This is a genomic window from Sphingomonas metalli (assembly GCF_014641735.1).
GTDB classification, from domain to species: Bacteria; Pseudomonadota; Alphaproteobacteria; order Sphingomonadales; family Sphingomonadaceae; genus Sphingomonas; species Sphingomonas metalli.
The window spans coordinates 186,858-205,006 of record NZ_BMIH01000001.1 but is presented as its reverse complement, the minus strand read 5'-3'; the positions used below and the strand labels follow the sequence as shown (position 1 = coordinate 205,006).

The window sequence follows — 18,149 nt, the reverse complement described above, 5'->3', positions numbered from 1 at the left end:
CTCGTTGCAGATCTTCCGCCCACGCCTCCAGGGATGACCATGGCCGGAAGCGGGCGCGCATAGCGGGGGCAGAGCCAAAAGGCAAGGTCGGCCGTCGATCCCGCCCTCCGCGGCGCGGAGTCAGTAGCGAACCCGCCGAACCTTCAAACCGCGTTGCGCCAGCAGGGCCTGGAGCGAGCCCTGGCCAGCAAGGTGACCGGCACCGACCGCGATGAACACCGTGCCGGGCTTCTGCATGCGCGCCGTCACCCACTCGGCCCAGCGCCGGTTGCGGTCGAGCAGGAGCGAGCGGGCGATCTCCGGCGAGGCCTTCAGGCTGTCATTCATCTCGTCGGCCAGCGCGTCGGGGCGCCCCTTGGCCCAGTCATCGACCATACGGCCGATCGTCTCGCCGACCTTGGGCATCTCGTCGAGCGTCTCGGTCAGCAGCGCCATTTGCGCGCCGTCGGACAGTGCTCCGAAATAGCCGAGCTGTTGCTGCGGCGTCTCCAGCCCCAGCACGGGTTTGCCCGCGGATTTGGCGGCGGCGGTCAACACGGCTTCCGGCGCATTGACGGTTTCGTAGCCGAGCTTGCCGACCGGGCCGATCGAGAGCTGCGTCGCTGCCAGCCAGGGCTTGAACCGGTCGAACGCGCCCGGCGGTGCACCGGTGGCGACGACGGCCGCGTCGAACGCGGCGCGGCGATCCGCGGGGATCCGCTCGCTCAGCGGCGGCGTGCCGGGCGCAGCCAGCCCGACGGCCTTGACCAGATCGGCCATCTGGTCAGGGGCGGGAAGCACCGTCTCTAGCACCAGTTCGTTGGAACGATCGAAGGCCGCCTTCACCGCCTCGTCGAACCAGGTCAGGCCGGGCCTGAGCACGTGGATCGTGCCGAAGAGATAGATGGTCGTGTCCTTGTCCTTAACCACCCACAAAGCGGGATCGGCATCGTTCGCCTGCGCCTGGCTGGGCTGCGGCGCCTTGGCGCAAGCCGGCAGCGCAAGGAGCAGCGACAGCGCCGAGGCAGCGGCGCGCAGGGAACGGGAACGGATCAGGCGCAAGCGGCTCTTCCTTCGGCAGCGGAGGTTCGGGCCGAGAGGTAGGCGCAACGCGCGGCTCTTGCCAGAGCGGGCCCCCATCGGCCACAGGTCCGACCCGTGACCCAGCCTCTATCCTTCCAGGGCATGATCCTTGCCCTTCACGATTATTGGAGCGCGCAAGGCTGCGTGATCCTCCAGCCCTATGACATGGAGATGGGGGCGGGAACCTTCCATCCGGCCACCACGCTGCGCGCGCTGGGGCCGGAGGCGTGGAACGCGGCCTATGTCCAGCCCTGCCGCCGGCCGACCGACGGGCGTTATGGCGAGAACCCCAACCGGCTGCAGCATTATTACCAGTATCAGGTGATCCTGAAGCCGTCGCCGCCCGACCTGCAGGACCTGTATCTCGGCAGCCTGAAGGCGATCGGGGTGGACATGACCGTCCACGACATCCGCTTCGTCGAGGACGATTGGGAAAGCCCGACGCTGGGGGCCTGGGGGCTCGGCTGGGAAGTCTGGTGCGACGGGATGGAGGTGACTCAGTTCACCTATTTCCAGCAAATGGGCGGGTTCGACTGCCGCCCCGTCGCCGGCGAACTGACCTACGGGCTGGAGCGGCTGGCGATGTACATCCAGAATGTCGACAATGTGTATGATCTGGCCTTCAACGATCGGGGCGTCACCTATGGCGACGTGTTCCTCGAGAACGAGCGGCAGATGTCGACCTGGAACTTCGAGGTCGCCGACACCGACGCGCTGTTCGACCTGTTCCGCAAGGCGGCGGCCGAGTGCGAAAACTGCCTGTCGCGCGGGCTGCCCATCCCTGCCTATGAGCAGGCGATCAAGGCGAGCCACAGCTTCAACCTGCTTCAGGCGCGCGGCGTGATCTCGGTGGCGGAGCGGCAGGCCTATATCGGCCGGGTGCGCGACCTCGCGAAGGGCGCGTGCGCCGCGTATATGGAGAAGAACGGGTGGGCGGCGTGACGATGACCGACTTCCTTCTCGAACTCCGCTCCGAGGAAATTCCGGCGCGCATGCAGGACAAGGCGCGGGAGGATCTCGCGCGCCTGTTCACGGCGGAGCTGGCGAAGGCTGGGCTGGTGCCCGCCGCGATCGAGACCTTCGCGACCCCGCGGCGGCTGGCGCTGATCGCGCGGGGCCTGCCGCAGGCCACCCAGGCGGTGACCGAAGAGGTCAAGGGGCCGAAATCCTCCGCCCCGGCGCAGGCGCTGGAGGGTTTCCTGCGCAAGACCGGGTTGACGCGCGAGCAACTCGCCGAGCGCGACGGCGTGTTCTTCGCGGTGACGGAGAAGCCCGGCCGCGCCACGGCGGACGTGCTGGCAGAGGCGATCCCGGCGATCATCCGCGCCTTCCCCTGGCCCAAGTCGATGCGCTGGGGCGCCGCCTCGGCCAGCCCCGAGTCGCTGCGCTGGGTGCGCCCGCTGCAAGGCATCGTGGCGCTGTTCGGCGAAGAGATCGTGCCGGTAGAGATCGCCGGAGTCGCCTCGGGCGCGACGACGCTCGGCCATCGCTTTCACCATAGGGGTCCGATCACGATCGGATCGGCGGCGGATTATGCCGAGAAGCTGCACGCCTGCCATGTCATCGTCGATCAGGCCGAGCGCCGCGCCCTGATCCGCGCCCGCGCGACCGCGCTGGCGGCCGAGGCTGGGCTGACGCTGGTCGAGGATGAAGGCCTCGTTACCGAGAATGCGGGGCTGACCGAATGGCCGGTGCCGCTGCTCGGCCGGTTCGATGCGGCGTTCCTCGACGTGCCGCCGGAGGTGATCCAGCTGACCGCGCGGGTGAACCAGAAATATTTCGTCTGCCGCGACGGTGAGGGCCGATTGGCCAACGCCTTCATCTGCACCGCCAATATCGAGGCGGCGGACGGCGGCGCGAAGATCGTCGAGGGCAACCGCAAGGTGCTGGCGGCGCGCCTGTCCGACGCGCGTTTCTTCTACGAGACCGACCTGAAGGTGCCGCTGGAGGAGCAGGTCCGGAAGCTCGACCGGATCGTCTTCCACGAGAAGCTGGGAACGGTCGCCGACAAGGTGGAACGTGTGGCGAAGCTCGCCCGCTGGCTGGCGAAGGAGGGCATCGTTCCCGGCGCCGATCCCGACCAGGCCGAGCGGGCGGCGCGGCTTGCAAAGGCCGATCTCGTCACCGGCATGGTCGGCGAGTTCCCCGAATTGCAGGGGCTTATGGGCGGCTATTACGCCGCGGCGCAAGGAGAGTCCGCGGCGGTATCGGCAGCTGTCCGCGATCACTACAAGCCGGTCGGGCAGGGCGACGAGGTGCCGTCTGCGCCTGCCTCCGTGGCGGTGTCGCTGGCCGACAAGTTCGACAGCATCATGCAGTTCTTCGGCGTCGACCTGAAGCCGAGCGGATCCAAGGATCCGTTCGCCCTCCGGCGCTCGGCGCTCGGCGTCATCGCGTTGATCCTCGAAAACAACTTGCGCTTCCCCTTGCGGCGCACCGTTGATGCCGAGGTCCTCGAATTCTTCGCGGATCGCCTCAAGGTCCAGCAGCGGGAAGCGGGTGTTCGTCACGATCTGATCGACGCGGTGTTCGCGCTCGGCGGTGAGGACGATCTCGTCCGGCTGCTCGCCCGCGTTCATGCCTTGCAGGCGTTCGTCGGGACCGAGGACGGGGCCAACCTGCTCGCCGGGTACAAGCGAGCGGCGAACATCCTGAAGAAGGAAGGCGCGGCCGACTTCACCTTTGTCGCGCCGTCATATGCGCCGGAACCGGCAGAAGCGGCGCTCATCACTGCGCTTGAGCGCGCCGAACCCGAAGCCGCCCGGGCCGTTGCGGCGGAGGATTTCGAAGCGGCGATGGCGGCGCTCGCGACGCTCCGAGCGCCGATCGATGCCTTCTTCGATCAGGTGACGGTGAACGATGCCGATCCGGCCAGGCGCACCGCGCGGCTCGCCCTGCTCGGACGCGTACGCGCGGCGGTTCATTCCGTGGCGGATTTCTCGAAAATCGAGGGCTGACGCGCGCGTTTAACTTGTTTAACAGGGCGCCATCGGTCCTCCTTCCGGGAGGCGGCAATGGAGCGCAGCATGACCCACTATGTCTATCGTTTCGGCGGCGGCGTTTCGGACGGAGGCAAGGGGGACAAGAACCTGCTGGGCGGCAAGGGCGCGAACCTCGCCGAGATGGCGTCGATCGGCCTGCCGGTGCCGCCGGGCTTCACCATCTCCACGGCCATGTGTGCCCGCTATTACGAGGAGGGGGAGCGCTTCCCCGACTCGCTGCGTGACGAGGTGGCGCAGGGTATCGCCCATATCGAGGGCGTGACCGGCAAGCGCTTCGGCGAACCGGCCAATCCTCTGCTGGTATCGGTGCGCTCGGGCGCGCGCGTGTCGATGCCGGGGATGATGGACACGGTCCTCAATCTCGGTCTCAACGACGAGACGGTCGTCGGACTGGCACGCGCGGCCGACGACGAGCGGTTCGCCTGGGACAGCTATCGCCGTTTTATCCAGATGTATGCCGACGTGGTGCTCGAGCTGGATCACGGCGCCTTCGAGGAGGCTCTGGAGATCGCCAAGGAGGACAACGGCTTCACCCTCGATACCGAGCTGAATGCCGATCACCTCAAGGCGCTGGTCGCCGAGTATAAGGGGCTGGTGGAGAAGGAGTGGGGCAGGCCTTTCCCGCAGGACGTCCATGACCAGCTCTGGGGTGCGGTCGGCGCGGTGTTCGGTTCGTGGCAGTCGGAGAGGGCCAAGGTCTACCGGCGGCTCAACGACATTCCGGCCGACTGGGGTACCGCGGTCAACGTGCAGGCGATGGTGTTCGGCAATATGGGCGACACCTCGGCCACCGGAGTCGCCTTCACCCGCGATCCGTCCAAGGGCGATCGCGCCTATTATGGCGAGTTCCTGATCAACGCGCAGGGGGAGGATGTCGTCGCCGGCATCCGCACGCCGCAATATCTGACCCGCACGGCCCGCGAGGAAGCCGGCGCGAAGGCAGCCTCGATGGAAGAGGCGATGCCCGAGGTCTATGCGCAACTGGCGCAGGTCTTCGACACGCTCGAAAACCACTATCGCGACATGCAGGACATCGAGTTCACGGTCGAGCAGACCAAGCTGTGGATGCTCCAGACCCGCTCGGGCAAGCGGACCGCGAAGGCGGCGCTGAAGATCGCGGTCGACATGGCGAATGAAGGGCTGATCTCGCATCAGGAGGCGATCGCCCGCGTCGATCCGGCCGCGCTCGACCAGCTGCTCCACCCGACGCTCGATCCCGATGCGCCGCGCGACGTCATCGCCAAGGGGCTGCCGGCGTCGCCGGGCGCCGCGTCGGGCGCGGTGGTGTTCGACGCGGACACCGCCGAACGCTGGAATGCAGACGGCAAGGCCGTGATCCTGGTACGGACCGAAACCTCGCCCGAGGACATTCACGGCATGCATGCGGCACGCGGCATCCTGACCGCGCGCGGCGGCATGACCAGCCACGCGGCGGTCGTGGCGCGCGGCATGGGCCGGCCCTGCGTCTCCGGCGCGGGCAGCCTGTCGATTTCGGCCAGGGACAAAGTAATGCGCGTTGCCGGGCGCGAGGTGCGCGAGGGCGACATCCTGACCATCGATGGCGCGACCGGCGAGGTCATGGCGGGGGCGGTGGCGACGGTTCAGCCCGAGCTCGCCGGCGATTTCGGCACGCTGATGGCCTGGGCCGACGAGGTCCGGCGGCTGAAGGTGCGTGCCAATGCCGAGACGCCCGACGATTGTCGCACCGCGCGCGAGTTCGGCGCGGAAGGTGTGGGACTGTGCCGGACGGAGCACATGTTCTTCGAGGCGGGCCGAATCACCGCGGTGCGGCAGATGATCCTTGCGTCCGACGAGGCCGGGCGGCGCGCGGCGCTCGATCGCCTGCTGCCCGAACAGCGCAGCGACTTTGTCGGGATCTTCGAGGTGATGGCCGGCCTGCCGGTGACGATCCGGCTGCTCGACCCGCCCTTGCATGAATTCCTGCCCCACGAAGAGGCCGAGTTTGCCGAAGTGGCGGCAGCGGCCGGCGTCGACATCGGTACGCTGAAGGTCCGGGCCGCGGAGCTGCACGAGTTCAATCCGATGCTGGGCCATCGCGGCTGCCGGCTGGGCGTGACCTATCCGGAAATCTACGAGATGCAGGCGCGGGCGATCTTCGAGGCGGCGATCGACGTGGCCGAGAAGTCGGGAGCGGCGCCGATCCCCGAGGTGATGATCCCGCTCGTCGCGACCAAGCGCGAGCTCGACCTGATGAAGGCGGTCGTCGACAGGGCGGCGCAGGCGGTCTTCTCGGAGCGCGGCCGCACGGTCGACTATCTGGTCGGCACGATGATCGAGCTGCCACGGGCGGCGCTCAAGGCCGGCGAGATCGCCGAAACCGGGGAGTTCTTTTCCTTCGGCACCAACGATCTCACCCAGACCACCTTGGGCGTGAGCCGGGACGATGCAGCCCGCTTCCTCGGCGCCTATGTCGAGCAAGGCATCTACGCCAAGGACCCGTTCGTCAGCCTCGACGTCGACGGTGTGGGCGAACTGGTCGAGCTCGCCGCCGAACGCGGCCGCAAGACGCGGCCGGACATCAAGCTCGGCATCTGCGGTGAGCATGGCGGCGATCCGGCCAGCATCGCCTTCTGCGAGACGGTAGGGCTCGATTACGTATCGGCCAGCCCCTATCGCGTGCCGATCGCCCGGCTGGCGGCGGCGCAGGCGGCGCTGGCGCGGAAATGAGCGGGCGGGGGAGGTAAAGCCTCCCCCGCTTCGTCATGCCAGCGAAGGCTGGCATCTCCCGCGGCTCATGCGGCACGCCACAAGCGAGAAGCCCCAGCCTTCGCTGGGGCGACGAGTGTTTCGGACGTGAGACTCAGCGAACCGTCGGTCGGTTGAAGTCAAACCAGCTGCGGCGCTCGCCGCTGACATAGGCAGGCCGGGCAGCGCTGGCCGCGATCGGTCGGCTCGCATCAACACGGTCGGCGACGACCGGCCGCTCTGTCACGACGGGACGCTCGGTCACTACCGGCGCCGCTGCCCGGGCACGTTCCGCTTCGGTGGCGCGGCGATCTGCTTCCGCGATGCGCGCGTCGGCGTCGCGGCGGGCGGCGGCATGGGCCTCGCGCTCGGCGGCGTAGCGTTCCTTCCAGCGGCGTCCGCCGGGATGGCTGGCCAGACCCAGCAGCCAGCCGGCGACCAGCACCAGGCCCAGCACCACGAACTGCGTCGGCGTCGTGAACAGCATCGCATCTCTCCTGTTACGGAGCGAGAACGATGCGCGCGCGGTTAGTTTCCGCTGAGCAACGCGTCCTTGATCGAGCAGGCGGCCGGACCGAGGATGACCACGAACAGCACCGGAAGGATGAACAGGATCAGCGGCACGGTCATGATCGCCGGCAGCCGCGCCGCCTTCTCTTCGGCCCGCATCATCCGCTCGTTGCGGAACTCCGCCGAGAGCACGCGCAGGGCGGATGCGAGCGGGGTGCCGTATTTCTCGGTCTGGATCATGGTCGTGACCACGCCCTTCACGGCGTCGAGCGAGACGCGATGGGCGAGATTCTCGAAGGCCTGGCGGCGGTCGGTCAGGAAGCCCAGCTCGATCGCGGTCAGCGTGAATTCCTCGCCGAGTTCCGGATAGGCGCGCCCCAGTTCGCGCGCGGTGCGGTGGAAGGCCGCATCGACGGTCAGCCCCGCCTCGGCGCAGATGACGAGGAGATCGAGCGCATCGGGCAGCCCCTTGCGGATGGCGTCCGAACGCTTGGTGATCTTGTTTTTGAGGAAGAGATCCGGCGCCTTGTACGCGAGGATCAGCGTGGTCGCGACGAGGCCGTACTTCTTCAGCGGCGACCACTCGGCGAACCCATCGGTGCCATACACCCAGAAGGCGACCAGCGTGCCGAACACGACCGGCAGCGCGAGGCGGCCGAAGATCACGGCGACGGCCCATTCCTTGCGGCGGATGCCCGCCTGGAGCAGCTTCTGCTGCGCCTCCTTGATCTGGCTGTCCTGCAGCATCTTCATCGACGACAGGAACGAGCGCAGCTGATCGGTCATCTCGTTGCGCTGGACCAGCTTCGCGCGCCGCTTCGTCGAGGCGGAGATGCCCGCCTTGAGCTGCTCGCGGCGATCGTTGAGCGCCTTGACCCGCTTCGCCATCGGGTCGCGCACGGTCGTCGCCGCGTAGATGGCGACGACCATGGCGAAGGCGGCGACGCCCGACAGGATCGTCGCCACCATCACCACATCGACGCCCAATACCGTCGGTCCGCCCGTCTGGCCGATCATCCGCCTGTTTCCCTCAGATCTCGAAGCTGACCATTTTGGCCATGATGAAGCCGCCGATGCCCATCCACACCATGCCGCCGACACCGACCGCGATCAGCCGCTCGTCGACGAAGAAGTTCTGCATGTATTTGTCGTTGATGAACCAGATCAGGCCGAACACGACGAAGGGCAGCGAGCCGACGATATAGGCCGATGCCTTCGACTCCGAGGACATGGCACGGATCTTCAGCTTCATTTGCGCACGCTTGCGCAAGACATCGGCAAGATTGGCCAGCGTCTCGGCGAGGTTGCCGCCGGTCTCGCGCTGGATGGCGATGGTGATGACGAAGAACTGGAATTCCGGCGTGCCGAGCCGGTCCGCAGTCTCTTGCAAGGCCACGTCCATCGAGCGACCGATCTTCATCTTGTCGGCGATCGCCCGGAACTCCTCGCCCACCGGGCCGACGACCTCCGCGCCGACCACGCCCATCGTCTCGCTGATCGGCAGACCGGAGCGCAGGCCGCGGACCAGCAGGTCGATCGCGTCGGGGAAGCGCACGGTGAACTTGTTCACCCGCCGCGCGATCAGCCGCCCCACGACGAAGTGCGGCAGCCCCGCGCCGATCAGCAGGCTGAGCATCAGGAGAAGGACGAGCGGCAGTCCCTTGAGCCACAGCACCGCCATGGTGACAACCAGAAGGATCGCGGTGACGAGACCATATTGGCCCACGGTCCAGTCGCGCCCGGTCATGGCGAGGCGCTTGGCCAATTGCTCGCGATTGGGGAGGATCCGGCCGAAGGCCACGTCCATCTTGCTGTCGCGCGCGGTGGCGATGCCCTTGATCTGCGCCTGCACGACCTCCTCGGTCCGGTGGCGGTCCCGCAGCCCGGCCACGCGACGCGCCTGGATGCGGGTCGCCGACGGACCGGACAGGGCCAGCACCAGCAGCACCATCGTCACCGACGCCAGTGCGGCCACCATCAGGATCTGCGGCAGCATCGCCGCTTACTTCTTCTTTGGCTGCTTCGACAGCAGGGCGCGGAAGTCGCCCAGCTTGCCGAGCAGCGAATCGGCCTTGGCACCCGCCTCTGCCTTGACCTCGCCCTCGCTCATCACGCCGGTGATGGCGGTGACGAGTTCGACGAGCGGAGCGACGGTACGGCTGTTCTTCCCTGTTTCCGCGACCGGCTTGCCGAGCTTCGCAGACTGGATCGCGAGCTTCACGTCATAGGGGATCGCGTAGTCGATCTTGCGTTCGATCGATCCCTCGAAGTCCTTGCGCGTGATCTCCGGCTGGCCGGCAGGCTGGATGCGGTTGGCGATCACGCGGACCTGGCATTGCGGCGCATTGGTCTTCAGCCAGGAGAGCAGCCGGATCGTGTCGCGCGCGGCGGCGAGCGTCAGTTCGGTGACCAGCACCGCGCACTGAACCTCCGCCATCAGGTGCGGATGCTGGACCAGCATCGAGCGGGGCAGGTCGACGACGGTGCACTCGAAGGCGGCGCGCATCTCCTCCTGCAACTGGTAGAAGGCGGCGCCATCGGTGACGAGCGGCGCGTTGATCGGCGCTTCGGCGGACAGCACGGCGAGCCGTTCCGACGCCTTGACCATCGCGCGTTCGATGAAAAGTCCGTCGATGCGGCTGGGGTTCTCGATCGCATCGGTCAGGCCGCGGCCCGGCTCCAGGTCGAGAGCGAGGGCGCCGGTGCCGAAATGGATGTCGAGATCGAGCAGCGCCGTGGTCCGCTGCTCGCGCTCGGCGAGCAGCCAGGCGAGCGAGCCGGCGATCGTCGACGCGCCGACCCCGCCGCGCGCGCCGATGACGGCGACGGCAGCGTGCGGGCGGTCCTCGGCGGCTTCCGCCGCGCGCGGCGCGTTGAGGATCGCCTGCGCGTTGTTCAGCGCCTGCCGCAGCGTTTCCGGATGGATCGGCTTGAGCAGATAATCCTGGATACCGCTCGTCACCAGGTCGCGGTACAGGCGCACGTCGTTGACCTGACCGGCGGCGATCACCATCGTCCCCGGCTCGCACACTTCGGCCAGCGCGTTGATGTCGTTCAGCGGATCGGCGGCGTCGGAAAGGTCGACGAACAGGATCTGCGGGCTTGCCGCGACCGACAGCGACTGGATCGCGCTGCGCAGACCGCCCTTCTGCACCTTCTCGATCGACCAGCCCATCTCGGCCGCGATCGGCCGCAGCGCCTCGGCCGTGGCCTCGTCGGCGACATAGGCGGCGAAGGGATCGCGCAGGGCGCCCGGCTTCCAGGGAGCGTTCATGTCAGCGGCCTCCTGCGCTATCGGCCTTCACGGTCTGGCCGCCGCCACCACTGGGCGCGGCCTTTCGGAAGGAATCGACGGTCTTGTAGACGATGGCCGGGTCGGCGACGCCGGTCGCGCCCGATCCGCGGATCAGGTCGGCCGGATTGGCGATCATCGCGGCGAGGTTGCTGTTGGTCGCGCAGCCATAGTTGGACGAGGTGTTCTGATCGAGATCCGACGAGCTGTCGCGCGACCAGTCGGCGCAGCCGGGAACGCTGGCCCGCATGCGGCTGACGATCACGCGCACAGCTTCGGGTGAGACCGGGCTGGCGGACGGGGGCGCCTCGTCGGCGAGCAGCAGGCCATATCCGGCGATGACGCCCGCCACCGCGTCGCGCGCGGCGGCGCCATAGCCTTGCGGATCATCCACCGAAACCCGGTCGCCATAGCCGACACGCAGGCCCGTCAGCCAGCCGGACAGCCGCTGCTGCTCGCCGGGCGCCAGGCGACCGCCGGGGGCGGAGAGGTCGAGGGCATAGTCGGTGCGGTTGACCACCGGCTGGTGCACCGATTCGACACCGCGGTTGGTCGTGCCGGCGCAACCGGCCAGCATGACCGCCGGCACCAGCCCGGCAAGAAGAAGACGCGAACGCTGGGTCATGTCAGGGCTACCTCGGGCGATCAGTTGGAGAAGCCGGGCGTGGCGACACCGGGCTTGCTGGAGCGGAGCATCGGAGCCCCGCCGGCACCTGCAGGCGCCGGTGGCGACACCGGGGAGGCGGCACTCGGCGCGGCCATCCGGGGTACGGGACGGGTGCCGCCCGTCTCGCCGCCGCTCTGCTTGCCGAGCAGGATTCGCTCCGCATCGTTGGGCGCCTTGTAGCCGTCGGTGGGCAGCGCGACCTGCGAGGGGCTGTCGACCGGATGCACCAGATAGGGCGTCACCACGATCACCAGCTCGGTCTCGTCGCGGCGGAAATTGTTCGACCGGAATAGCGCGCCGAGGATCGGCAGGTCACCGAGGAAGGGCGTCTTGTCGATCGAGTTCTGATGGTTGTTCGACATCAGGCCGCCGATCACCAGGCTCTGTCCGGAGCCCAGCTCGACCGTGGTCTCGGCGCGGCGGGTGGACAGGGCAGGGATGGTCGTCCCGTTGGTCTGGATCGAGCCGGCCGACGACAGCTGCGACACCGAGGGACGGACGTGGAGGTTGATCCGTCCGTCCGCCAGCACCGTCGGCGTGTAGGACAGGGCGACGCCATAGTCCTTGTACTGGACCGACACCGCGCCGAGCCCCTGGCTGACCAGGATGGGAATTTCGCCGCCCACGAGGAACGTGCTCGTCTCTCCCGACAGGGCCGTGAGATTGGGGTTGGCGAGCGTGGTGACCTGGCCGATCGTCTCGCCCAGATCGATGGCTGCGAGCAGATCGAGGCCCAGCAGGCGACCGGCGAGGCCGGCGGAGGTGCCGTTGCTGTTCTGCGTCACGAGGCTGCCGCCGGCCGGGCCGGTCGTGAAGCCGACGCCGAGCGGTCCGCCGGGGGTGAAGGTGCTGCCGCCGCCACGACCCCGGGTCAGGCCGAACTTGAAGCCGCCGGTCGCATCGACCGAGCCGAAGTTGACGCCGACATTCTTGATGAAGCTGCGGCTGACCTCGGCGATGCGGACCTGCAGGCTGACCTGGAGCGGGGTCGCGGTGCGAAGGCGTGACAGCACCCGCGTCGAGTCGCCGACGAACGCCTGGGTCAGGCGCTCGGCTTCCGCCGCGTCGGCGGGGGCGGCGACGGTGCCGGTGAGCAGGACGATCCCGTTCATCGGGGTCGCCGTGATCTTCGCCTCCGGCATCGCGAGGGCGAGCATCTGCCCGACCGAGCCGAGATTGTTGCCGACGCGCACGGTGGCCCCGAACACGACCGCACCCGCCTTCGATGTCGCCGAGATCGTCGTCTCGCCGGTCTTTTTGCCGAAGACGTAGAGCTGGGTGGGCGAGCGGACCTGCACGTCCGCGACCGAGTCGTCGGCGATGAAGAGGTCGCTCATTGGCCGCGAGAGGGTGACGAGGCGTCCCCGCCCGGTCGCCACCTCGATCACCGGCGCGGCCGGCGGCGGCGCGACGACGGAGGCGACGGGCGGCACCGGTGCATCGGTCTGGGCCGTGGCGTGCGGCGCGACGAGCGCCAGGGCGAGGCCGACGGCAGTCGCCGGCAGGGTCATCGAAGCGCGCATCTTACTTTCCTCCGACCGAGACGGTCGTGACGTTGTTGCCGCGGGCGATCCGGACGACGGGGCTGACCGCGACGACCATGCTGGCCGGAATGGCGGAGCCGCCTAGCGACGGGCCGGAGGCGGGAGCGGGTGCCGGTGCCCCGCCGGTGGGCGCATCGAAGCTGCGGCCCGGCACCGTGCGGCGCTGGAACCGCGACACGTCGGCACCGGTGGCGAAGGTCGTCGATCCCGTCTGCGGCTGGCTGGCAACGCGCAGCAGCATCGCCTTCTCGGCCTTCACGTCGCCGTCGGGCATCTTCACCGTGCCGTTGGCGATCGCCTCTTCGAGCTCCGAAGAATTGTCCGCGATGGACCGGAGCGACAGCGAGATGGAGCCGACCGTCTGCGCGACCGCCAGCTGCTCCGCAATTCGCGGCGTCGCCTCGATCGTGACGGTCGAGAAGGTACGAACCTGGGTCTTGCCGTCCTCACCGACCGTGTTGTCGGTCCGCTGATCGGTCGCGAGCACGCGCAGGTTGCGCATGATCGTCTCCGATACGTGCAGCGGCTGGCCGTCGCCGCCGCCCTGCACCGACTGGGTGAGGACGAGGTCGATACGGTCGCCCGGGAAGACGAAGCCGGCGACGGCCGACTGCGCCGATACCGGCACCGTCACCGCGCGCATGCCCGGCCCGAGCGCTGCTGCCAGGAAGCCGCGATCGCCGGGCTTGACCAGCGCACCCTGAGTGACCGGCTGGCCGGCGGTGATGGCGTTGCGCACCACGGTGCCCTGCAACGCCTTCAGATCGGTCGCGGTCTTGAGGAAATAGGCGTTGTCGACCAGCTCCTTGGGCCAAGGCTGGAATTTCAGCGCGCTGGCATCGAGGATGGTGCCGACGGGCAGGGCACGGGTGGCGACCAGCACTTCCGGGCCGCCCGGTACGGGCTGGAGCGGGGCGGCCGCTGCGACCGCCTCTGGCGCGGCGCTGCCGGCGATCAGCGAGCGGGCGAAAAGAGCGGTGACGATCGCCACCACCAACGCGCCGACCAGCAGGATGACCTTACGACTGTCCATGTCTATTTTCTCGCGCCTTTCCGGGCCGCCGGGTTGATCCGACGTTAAGCATCAGACAAATTGGTTAAATATGGGTTCGCGCAGCGCCAGGATGCCGGCGACCGCGATCGCGACCCCATAGGGCACCTCGACGGGCCCGCTCGCGACCCTGCCGCGCAACCGACCGATCGCCCGCTCCGCGAGCATCGCCAGCGTGACGGCGCCACCGGCGATGGCCATCGTGGCCAGCATGGCGACGAGCGGCTGGACAGGCAGCCAGAGCGACAGCGCCGCGATCAGCTTCACGTCACCGCCGCCCATCGCATTGAGGTAAAAGGCGAAGGCGAAGAGGGCGAAGATGGCAGCCGCCAGCGCCAGCTGGATCGGCGCGCCTGGCCAGAGGGAAAGGCCCATCGACCACCACCATGCGGGCGCGAGCACGACCAGCGCGATCGGCTTGCGATCCGCGATCTCGCGCGACCGCACGTCCTCCAGCCCCGCCGAAAGCAGGATCAGGACGGCCGCAAGGGCCAGTCCGATACGCAAACAGTTCCAGTCCATCGGGAATGTGTCCTAGACGGCAGGGCTTGCGAAACCGTAACCGTGCCGCGCGATGACCGACCTTTCCTGCGACTCCCCGGCATGAGCGACGCGGCGCGCTTCGACGTCGCGATCGTCGGCGCGGGAATGGCGGGGGCAAGCCTTGCGTCGGCGCTGGCGCGGCACGTCCGCGTGCTGGTGCTGGAGGCCGAGTCGCAACCGGGTTTTCACGCGACGGGCCGGTCCGCGGCCTTCTGGTCGGAGACCTATGGCGGCCCCGGTGTCCAACCGCTGACGACCGCGTCCGGGCCGATGCTGCGGACCGGCGGCTTTCTCGATCCGCTCGGGTCGCTCCATCTGGGCGAGGCGCCGGACCGACCGAAAGCGGGGGCGTTGCTGTCCGCCTTTGCGGGGCGTCCGGTCGAGCTGACGCCGGTGAATCCCGCCAGCCTGATTCCCGGTCTTCGCCCGACATGGTCGGTGGGCGTGCTGGAGCCCAGCTGCGCCTATATCGACGTCGCGGCCTTGCATGCGCACTATCTGCAGGATGGGCGGCGGCATGGGGTAAAGCTCGTCACCGGCGCTCGGCTCGAACGGGCGTCCCGAACGCATGGGATCTGGCAGGTCGAGACCAGCGCCGGTCGCTATACCGCGGCGATCCTCGTGAATGCGGCGGGGGCCTGGGCCGATCCCGTGGCGGCGGCGGCCGGCGTTCGCCCGCTCGGCATCAGGCCCTATCGGCGGACCATGGTGCAGGTGCGCGTCGATCCGCCCGTGCCGGCGGACCTGCCGCACGTCGTCGATCTTTCGGGCAATTTCTATTTCAAGCCGGAGGCGGGCGGGCGCCTGTGGGTGACGCCCCATGACGAGACTTTGTCCGCGCCCTGCGATGCCGCACCCGAGGAGATCGACGTCGCGCTGGCCATCCATCGTCTGGAGCGGGTCGTCGAATGGCGCGTCCTGGCGGTTGAGCGACGCTGGGCAGGGCTTCGCAGCTTCGCGGCCGACCGTCTCCCCGTCTACGGCTTCGACCCGGCGGCTCCGGGCTTCTTCTGGTGCGCAGGGCAGGGCGGTTTCGGCATCCAGACGGCACCCGCGGCCTCGATGCTGGCTGCGGCCCTGCTGCTGGGCAGGCCCTGCGAACTGGCGCAAGTCGATGCGGACCGCTACTCGCCCGCCCGCTTCGATGCTATGGCGTCCCCATCCGCTTGAGGAGGCTCGATATCATGGCGCACAAGTTCACGATCGAGAAGAACAAGGCCGGCGAGTTCGTCGCCAAGTTCAAGCATAATAGCGAGACGATCTTCTGGACCGAGGGCTATTCCAGCCGCGCCAGCGCCCGCAATGCGATCGCCTCGATCCTCAAGAACGGACCGGCAGCGACGGTCGAAGAAGTCGAGTAGAGCGGACCGGCCGCTCAGCCGCGTACCGGGCGTTGCTTGCCCGCGGCGAGCGCCGCGTCGCTCGCGAGCCGGTCCGCGCGCTCGTTGTCGGGGTGGCCGGCATGACCCTTGACCCATAGCCATTCGATCCGGTGGCGCTTCGCGGCCTCCAGCAGCGCCTGCCAGAGCTCGGCATTCTTGACCGGCTTCTTGTCGGCCGTCTTCCAGCCGTTGCGCTGCCAGCCATGGATCCATTTGGTCAGGCCGTCCATGACGTAGCGGCTGTCGGTCGACAGCTTCACCGTGCAGGGCCGGGTCAGGGCGTTGAGCGCCTCGATCGCGGCGGTCAGTTCCATGCGATTGTTGGTCGTCTCCGGCTCGCCGCCGGACAGTTCCTTTTCCGCGGTGCCGAACCGGATCAGCGCGCCCCAGCCCCCCGGGCCGGGATTGCCCTTGCACGCGCCGTCCGTCGCGATCTCGACCACGGCCTCGCTCATGCGGTGCGGGTCGCCAATTCGGGGTCGTAGTGATGAAGGCGACGCATATAGGCGAGGGGATCCTTGCGGGTGACCAGCGCATCGGCCGGCGTGTTGAGCCAGTCCCAGGCACGCGACAGGGCGAAGCGCACGCAGGCGCCGCTCGCCAGCGTCGCGAAGGCCGCTTTTTCGGCTGCGGACAGCGGGTAATGCTGCGAATAGCCGGCGATCAGGGCGTCGCCGACCGCGGGGCGGAAGTTGCGACCCTGCGGATCGAACGACCAGGCGCTGTGCATGATCGCCAGGTCATAGATCCGGATGTCCGTGGCGGCGAAATAGAAGTCGATCAGCCCGGTGACCGTGTCGCCGAGCATCAGGACGTTGTCAGGGAACAGGTCCGCATGGATGACGCAGCGGTCAAAGGCGGCGTCGTCCCATCGCTCGCATACCCGGTCGAGCGCCTCGCCGAGATCCGCGTGAAGGCCCGGCGCAATCTCGTCCAGTGCCCGCCCGCAGCGCTCGAACAGGGGGCGCCAGCTGTCTAACCCCATCGAATTCGGCCGGAGACCCTCGAAGTCGGCGACCGCCCGGTGCATGGCGCCCATCGCATCGGCGGCGGCGAAGGCCTGAGCCGGTGTCGGCTGGGTGACCGAGACGCCGGGCAGAAATCGGATCAGGCAGGCCGGCCGGCCCTCCAGTTCGTGGATCGTCCGCCCGTCACGGTCGGGCACGGCGGGCGGCACCGCCAGGTCCTTGGAGGCGAGATGGTCGAGCAGCGCCATGAAGAAGGGCAGATCGTCCGCCGCGACCCGCTTCTCGTACAATGTCAGGATGAACCGCGCCTCGCTCGTGTCGACGAGATAGTTGCTGTTCTCGACGCCCTCGGCGATCCCCTTGGCGGATACGAGGGCACCGACGTCGAAGCGCGTCAGAAAGCGCGACAGCGCCTCTGCCGAAACCTGCGTGTAGACGGCCATCAGGCTGCGGCTTCGAGCCCGCGCGGCAGCTTGAAGGCGACGGTTTCGCGAGTCGTTTCTTCCTCGCGCTCGGTGACGTCGAAGCGCTCGGACAGGCGATCGACCAGCTCGCGGACCAGCAGTTCCGGCGCCGATGCGCCTGCGGTGATGCCGAGCGTGCCGACCCCGTCCAGAAAACCCCAATCGAGATCGGTCGCGCGCTGGATCAGCTCGGCCGGGATACCCTCGCGCCGGGCGACCTCGACCAGACGCAGCGAATTGGACGAATTGGGCGCGCCGATCACCAGCATCGCATCGCAGGCCGCGGCGATCGCCTTGACCGCCGCCTGACGGTTCGAGGTGGCGTAGCAGATGTCCTCGCCATGCGGCGCCTGGATGGTCGGGAAGCGCTGCTGGAGCGTGCGTACCACCTCGGCCGTGTCGTCGACCGACAGCGTCGTCTGGGTGAGGAAGGCGAGGTTTGCGGGGTCGGAGGGTGCGAAGACCTCCGCATCCTCGACCGTCTCGATCAGCGTCATCGCCCCTGCGGGCACCTGGCCGAACGTGCCGATCACCTCGGGGTGGCCGGCATGGCCGATGAAGACGATATGCCGCCCCGCGCCGACCAGCCGCTCCGCCTGTCGGTGCACCTTCGACACCAGCGGGCAGGTGGCATCGAGATAGTCGAGCCCCCGCTGCTCGGCGGTGGCGGGCACCGACTTGGGGACGCCATGGGCGGAAAAGACGACCGGCTTGCCGTCGGGTACCGCGTCGAGCTCCTCGACGAAGATCGCGCCGATCGCCTTCAGCCGGTCCACCACGAACTTGTTGTGGACGATCTCGTGCCGGACATAGACCGGCGGCCCGTACTTCTCGATCGCCAGTTCGACGATCCGGATCGCCCGGTCGACGCCGGCGCAGAAGCCGCGCGGGGCGGCGATGAGAAGCTCGAGCGGCAGCTTGGGCGAGGGGGCCTGCATGGTCCGGGCCTTACGCGATT

General features: G+C 68.4%; 17 protein-coding genes. 5 read left to right on the top strand and 12 right to left on the bottom strand.

The window, feature by feature from the left end; genetic code table 11:
• Nucleotides 1–120 precede the first annotated feature (120 nt).
• Entirely contained in the window at nt 121–1,041 is a 921-nt protein-coding gene (locus IEX18_RS01190) for a TraB/GumN family protein (protein ID WP_229664290.1), read from the bottom strand.
• 123 nt (nt 1,042–1,164) lie between these two features.
• Here IEX18_RS01190 and IEX18_RS01185 point away from each other — a divergent pair, with 123 nt between their 5' ends.
• The 3 genes from IEX18_RS01185 to ppdK all read left to right on the top strand — a co-directional run bounded on the left by IEX18_RS01185 (nt 1,165) and on the right by ppdK (nt 6,752).
• The gene (locus IEX18_RS01185) at nt 1,165–2,004 is read left to right on the top strand and encodes a glycine--tRNA ligase subunit alpha (RefSeq protein ID WP_188656792.1); all 840 of its coding nucleotides are present in this window, start codon (nt 1,165–1,167) and stop codon (nt 2,002–2,004) included.
• 2 nt (nt 2,005–2,006) lie between these two features.
• Nucleotides 2,007–4,019: a glycine--tRNA ligase subunit beta gene (glyS, locus tag IEX18_RS01180; RefSeq protein ID WP_188656791.1), complete on the top strand. Its 2,013-nt coding sequence runs from the start codon at nt 2,007–2,009 to the stop codon at nt 4,017–4,019.
• Between the two features lie 69 nt (nt 4,020–4,088).
• On the top strand, nt 4,089–6,752 hold the full coding sequence (ppdK, locus tag IEX18_RS01175) for a pyruvate, phosphate dikinase (protein WP_188656790.1): 2,664 nt from the start codon (nt 4,089–4,091) through the stop codon (nt 6,750–6,752).
• A gap of 133 nt (nt 6,753–6,885) precedes the next feature.
• Here ppdK and IEX18_RS01170 read toward each other — a convergent pair whose 3' ends face one another.
• The 8 genes from IEX18_RS01170 to IEX18_RS01135 are packed head-to-tail and all read right to left on the bottom strand — an operon-like array spanning nt 6,886 to nt 14,356.
• Nucleotides 6,886–7,257 (bottom strand): hypothetical protein, encoded by a 372-nt coding sequence (locus IEX18_RS01170; RefSeq protein WP_188656789.1) that lies wholly within the window; start codon nt 7,255–7,257, stop codon nt 6,886–6,888.
• 41 nt (nt 7,258–7,298) lie between these two features.
• Nucleotides 7,299–8,297, bottom strand: coding sequence for a type II secretion system F family protein (locus IEX18_RS01165; protein WP_188656788.1), 999 nt, complete (start codon nt 8,295–8,297; stop codon nt 7,299–7,301).
• 13 nt (nt 8,298–8,310) lie between these two features.
• Nucleotides 8,311–9,276, bottom strand: a complete 966-nt coding sequence (locus IEX18_RS01160) for a type II secretion system F family protein (RefSeq protein ID WP_188656787.1) — start codon at nt 9,274–9,276, stop codon at nt 8,311–8,313.
• A 6-nt stretch (nt 9,277–9,282) separates the two neighbouring features.
• Nucleotides 9,283–10,554 (bottom strand): pilus assembly protein CpaE, encoded by a 1,272-nt coding sequence (locus tag IEX18_RS01155; RefSeq protein WP_188656786.1) that lies wholly within the window; start codon nt 10,552–10,554, stop codon nt 9,283–9,285.
• A gap of 1 nt (nt 10,555) precedes the next feature.
• On the bottom strand, nt 10,556–11,197 hold the full coding sequence (locus IEX18_RS01150) for a CpaD family pilus assembly protein (RefSeq protein ID WP_188656785.1): 642 nt from the start codon (nt 11,195–11,197) through the stop codon (nt 10,556–10,558).
• Between the two features lie 20 nt (nt 11,198–11,217).
• Nucleotides 11,218–12,762, bottom strand: coding sequence for a type II and III secretion system protein family protein (locus tag IEX18_RS01145; protein ID WP_229664289.1), 1,545 nt, complete (start codon nt 12,760–12,762; stop codon nt 11,218–11,220).
• 1 nt (nt 12,763) lies between these two features.
• Entirely contained in the window at nt 12,764–13,816 is a 1,053-nt protein-coding gene (cpaB, locus tag IEX18_RS01140; protein WP_188656784.1) for a Flp pilus assembly protein CpaB, read from the bottom strand.
• A 51-nt stretch (nt 13,817–13,867) separates the two neighbouring features.
• Complete coding sequence (locus tag IEX18_RS01135) at nt 13,868–14,356, bottom strand: A24 family peptidase (RefSeq protein ID WP_188656783.1); 489 nt, start codon at nt 14,354–14,356, stop codon at nt 13,868–13,870.
• Between the two features lie 81 nt (nt 14,357–14,437).
• On the opposite strand from IEX18_RS01135, the gene IEX18_RS01130 reads away from it, so the two are divergent.
• Both IEX18_RS01130 and IEX18_RS01125 read left to right on the top strand, forming a co-directional pair.
• Complete coding sequence (locus IEX18_RS01130; RefSeq protein WP_188656782.1) at nt 14,438–15,547, top strand: NAD(P)/FAD-dependent oxidoreductase; 1,110 nt, start codon at nt 14,438–14,440, stop codon at nt 15,545–15,547.
• A gap of 14 nt (nt 15,548–15,561) precedes the next feature.
• A complete protein-coding gene (locus IEX18_RS01125) occupies nt 15,562–15,738 on the top strand; it encodes a YegP family protein (RefSeq protein WP_188656781.1) in 177 nt (58 codons plus the stop codon).
• Nucleotides 15,739–15,752: 14 nt separating this feature from the next.
• Here the strand turns inward: IEX18_RS01125 and rnhA are convergent, their stop codons facing one another.
• The 3 genes from rnhA to ispH are packed head-to-tail and all read right to left on the bottom strand — an operon-like array spanning nt 15,753 to nt 18,129.
• Entirely contained in the window at nt 15,753–16,214 is a 462-nt protein-coding gene (rnhA, locus tag IEX18_RS01120) for a ribonuclease HI (RefSeq protein WP_188656780.1), read from the bottom strand.
• A complete protein-coding gene (thrB, locus tag IEX18_RS01115; protein ID WP_188656779.1) occupies nt 16,211–17,170 on the bottom strand; it encodes a homoserine kinase in 960 nt (319 codons plus the stop codon). Before thrB ends, rnhA begins: the two co-directional genes overlap by 4 nt.
• On the bottom strand, nt 17,170–18,129 hold the full coding sequence (gene ispH, locus IEX18_RS01110; RefSeq protein WP_188656778.1) for a 4-hydroxy-3-methylbut-2-enyl diphosphate reductase: 960 nt from the start codon (nt 18,127–18,129) through the stop codon (nt 17,170–17,172). The genes thrB and ispH overlap by 1 nt, the downstream gene beginning before the upstream one ends.
• Between the last annotated feature and the right edge of the window lie 20 nt (nt 18,130–18,149).

What these genes read in the sequence shown, in the direction of transcription:
- glyS (WP_188656791.1), top strand. Translation starts at nt 2,007, where the DNA reads ATGACCGACTTCCTTCTCGAACTCCGCTCCGAGGAAATTCCGGCGCGC.
- IEX18_RS01160 (WP_188656787.1), bottom strand. Translation starts at nt 9,276, where the DNA reads ATGCTGCCGCAGATCCTGATGGTGGCCGCACTGGCGTCGGTGACGATG.
- IEX18_RS01170 (WP_188656789.1), bottom strand. Translation starts at nt 7,257, where the DNA reads ATGCTGTTCACGACGCCGACGCAGTTCGTGGTGCTGGGCCTGGTGCTG.
- IEX18_RS01165 (WP_188656788.1), bottom strand. Translation starts at nt 8,297, where the DNA reads ATGATCGGCCAGACGGGCGGACCGACGGTATTGGGCGTCGATGTGGTG.
- rnhA (WP_188656780.1), bottom strand. Translation starts at nt 16,214, where the DNA reads ATGAGCGAGGCCGTGGTCGAGATCGCGACGGACGGCGCGTGCAAGGGC.
- ppdK (WP_188656790.1), top strand. Translation starts at nt 4,089, where the DNA reads ATGACCCACTATGTCTATCGTTTCGGCGGCGGCGTTTCGGACGGAGGC.
- IEX18_RS01155 (WP_188656786.1), bottom strand. Translation starts at nt 10,554, where the DNA reads ATGAACGCTCCCTGGAAGCCGGGCGCCCTGCGCGATCCCTTCGCCGCC.
- IEX18_RS01185 (WP_188656792.1), top strand. Translation starts at nt 1,165, where the DNA reads ATGATCCTTGCCCTTCACGATTATTGGAGCGCGCAAGGCTGCGTGATC.
- ispH (WP_188656778.1), bottom strand. Translation starts at nt 18,129, where the DNA reads ATGCAGGCCCCCTCGCCCAAGCTGCCGCTCGAGCTTCTCATCGCCGCC.
- thrB (WP_188656779.1), bottom strand. Translation starts at nt 17,170, where the DNA reads ATGGCCGTCTACACGCAGGTTTCGGCAGAGGCGCTGTCGCGCTTTCTG.
- IEX18_RS01135 (WP_188656783.1), bottom strand. Translation starts at nt 14,356, where the DNA reads ATGGACTGGAACTGTTTGCGTATCGGACTGGCCCTTGCGGCCGTCCTG.
- IEX18_RS01150 (WP_188656785.1), bottom strand. Translation starts at nt 11,197, where the DNA reads ATGACCCAGCGTTCGCGTCTTCTTCTTGCCGGGCTGGTGCCGGCGGTC.
- IEX18_RS01125 (WP_188656781.1), top strand. Translation starts at nt 15,562, where the DNA reads ATGGCGCACAAGTTCACGATCGAGAAGAACAAGGCCGGCGAGTTCGTC.
- cpaB (WP_188656784.1), bottom strand. Translation starts at nt 13,816, where the DNA reads ATGGACAGTCGTAAGGTCATCCTGCTGGTCGGCGCGTTGGTGGTGGCG.
- IEX18_RS01145 (WP_229664289.1), bottom strand. Translation starts at nt 12,762, where the DNA reads ATGCGCGCTTCGATGACCCTGCCGGCGACTGCCGTCGGCCTCGCCCTG.
- IEX18_RS01130 (WP_188656782.1), top strand. Translation starts at nt 14,438, where the DNA reads ATGAGCGACGCGGCGCGCTTCGACGTCGCGATCGTCGGCGCGGGAATG.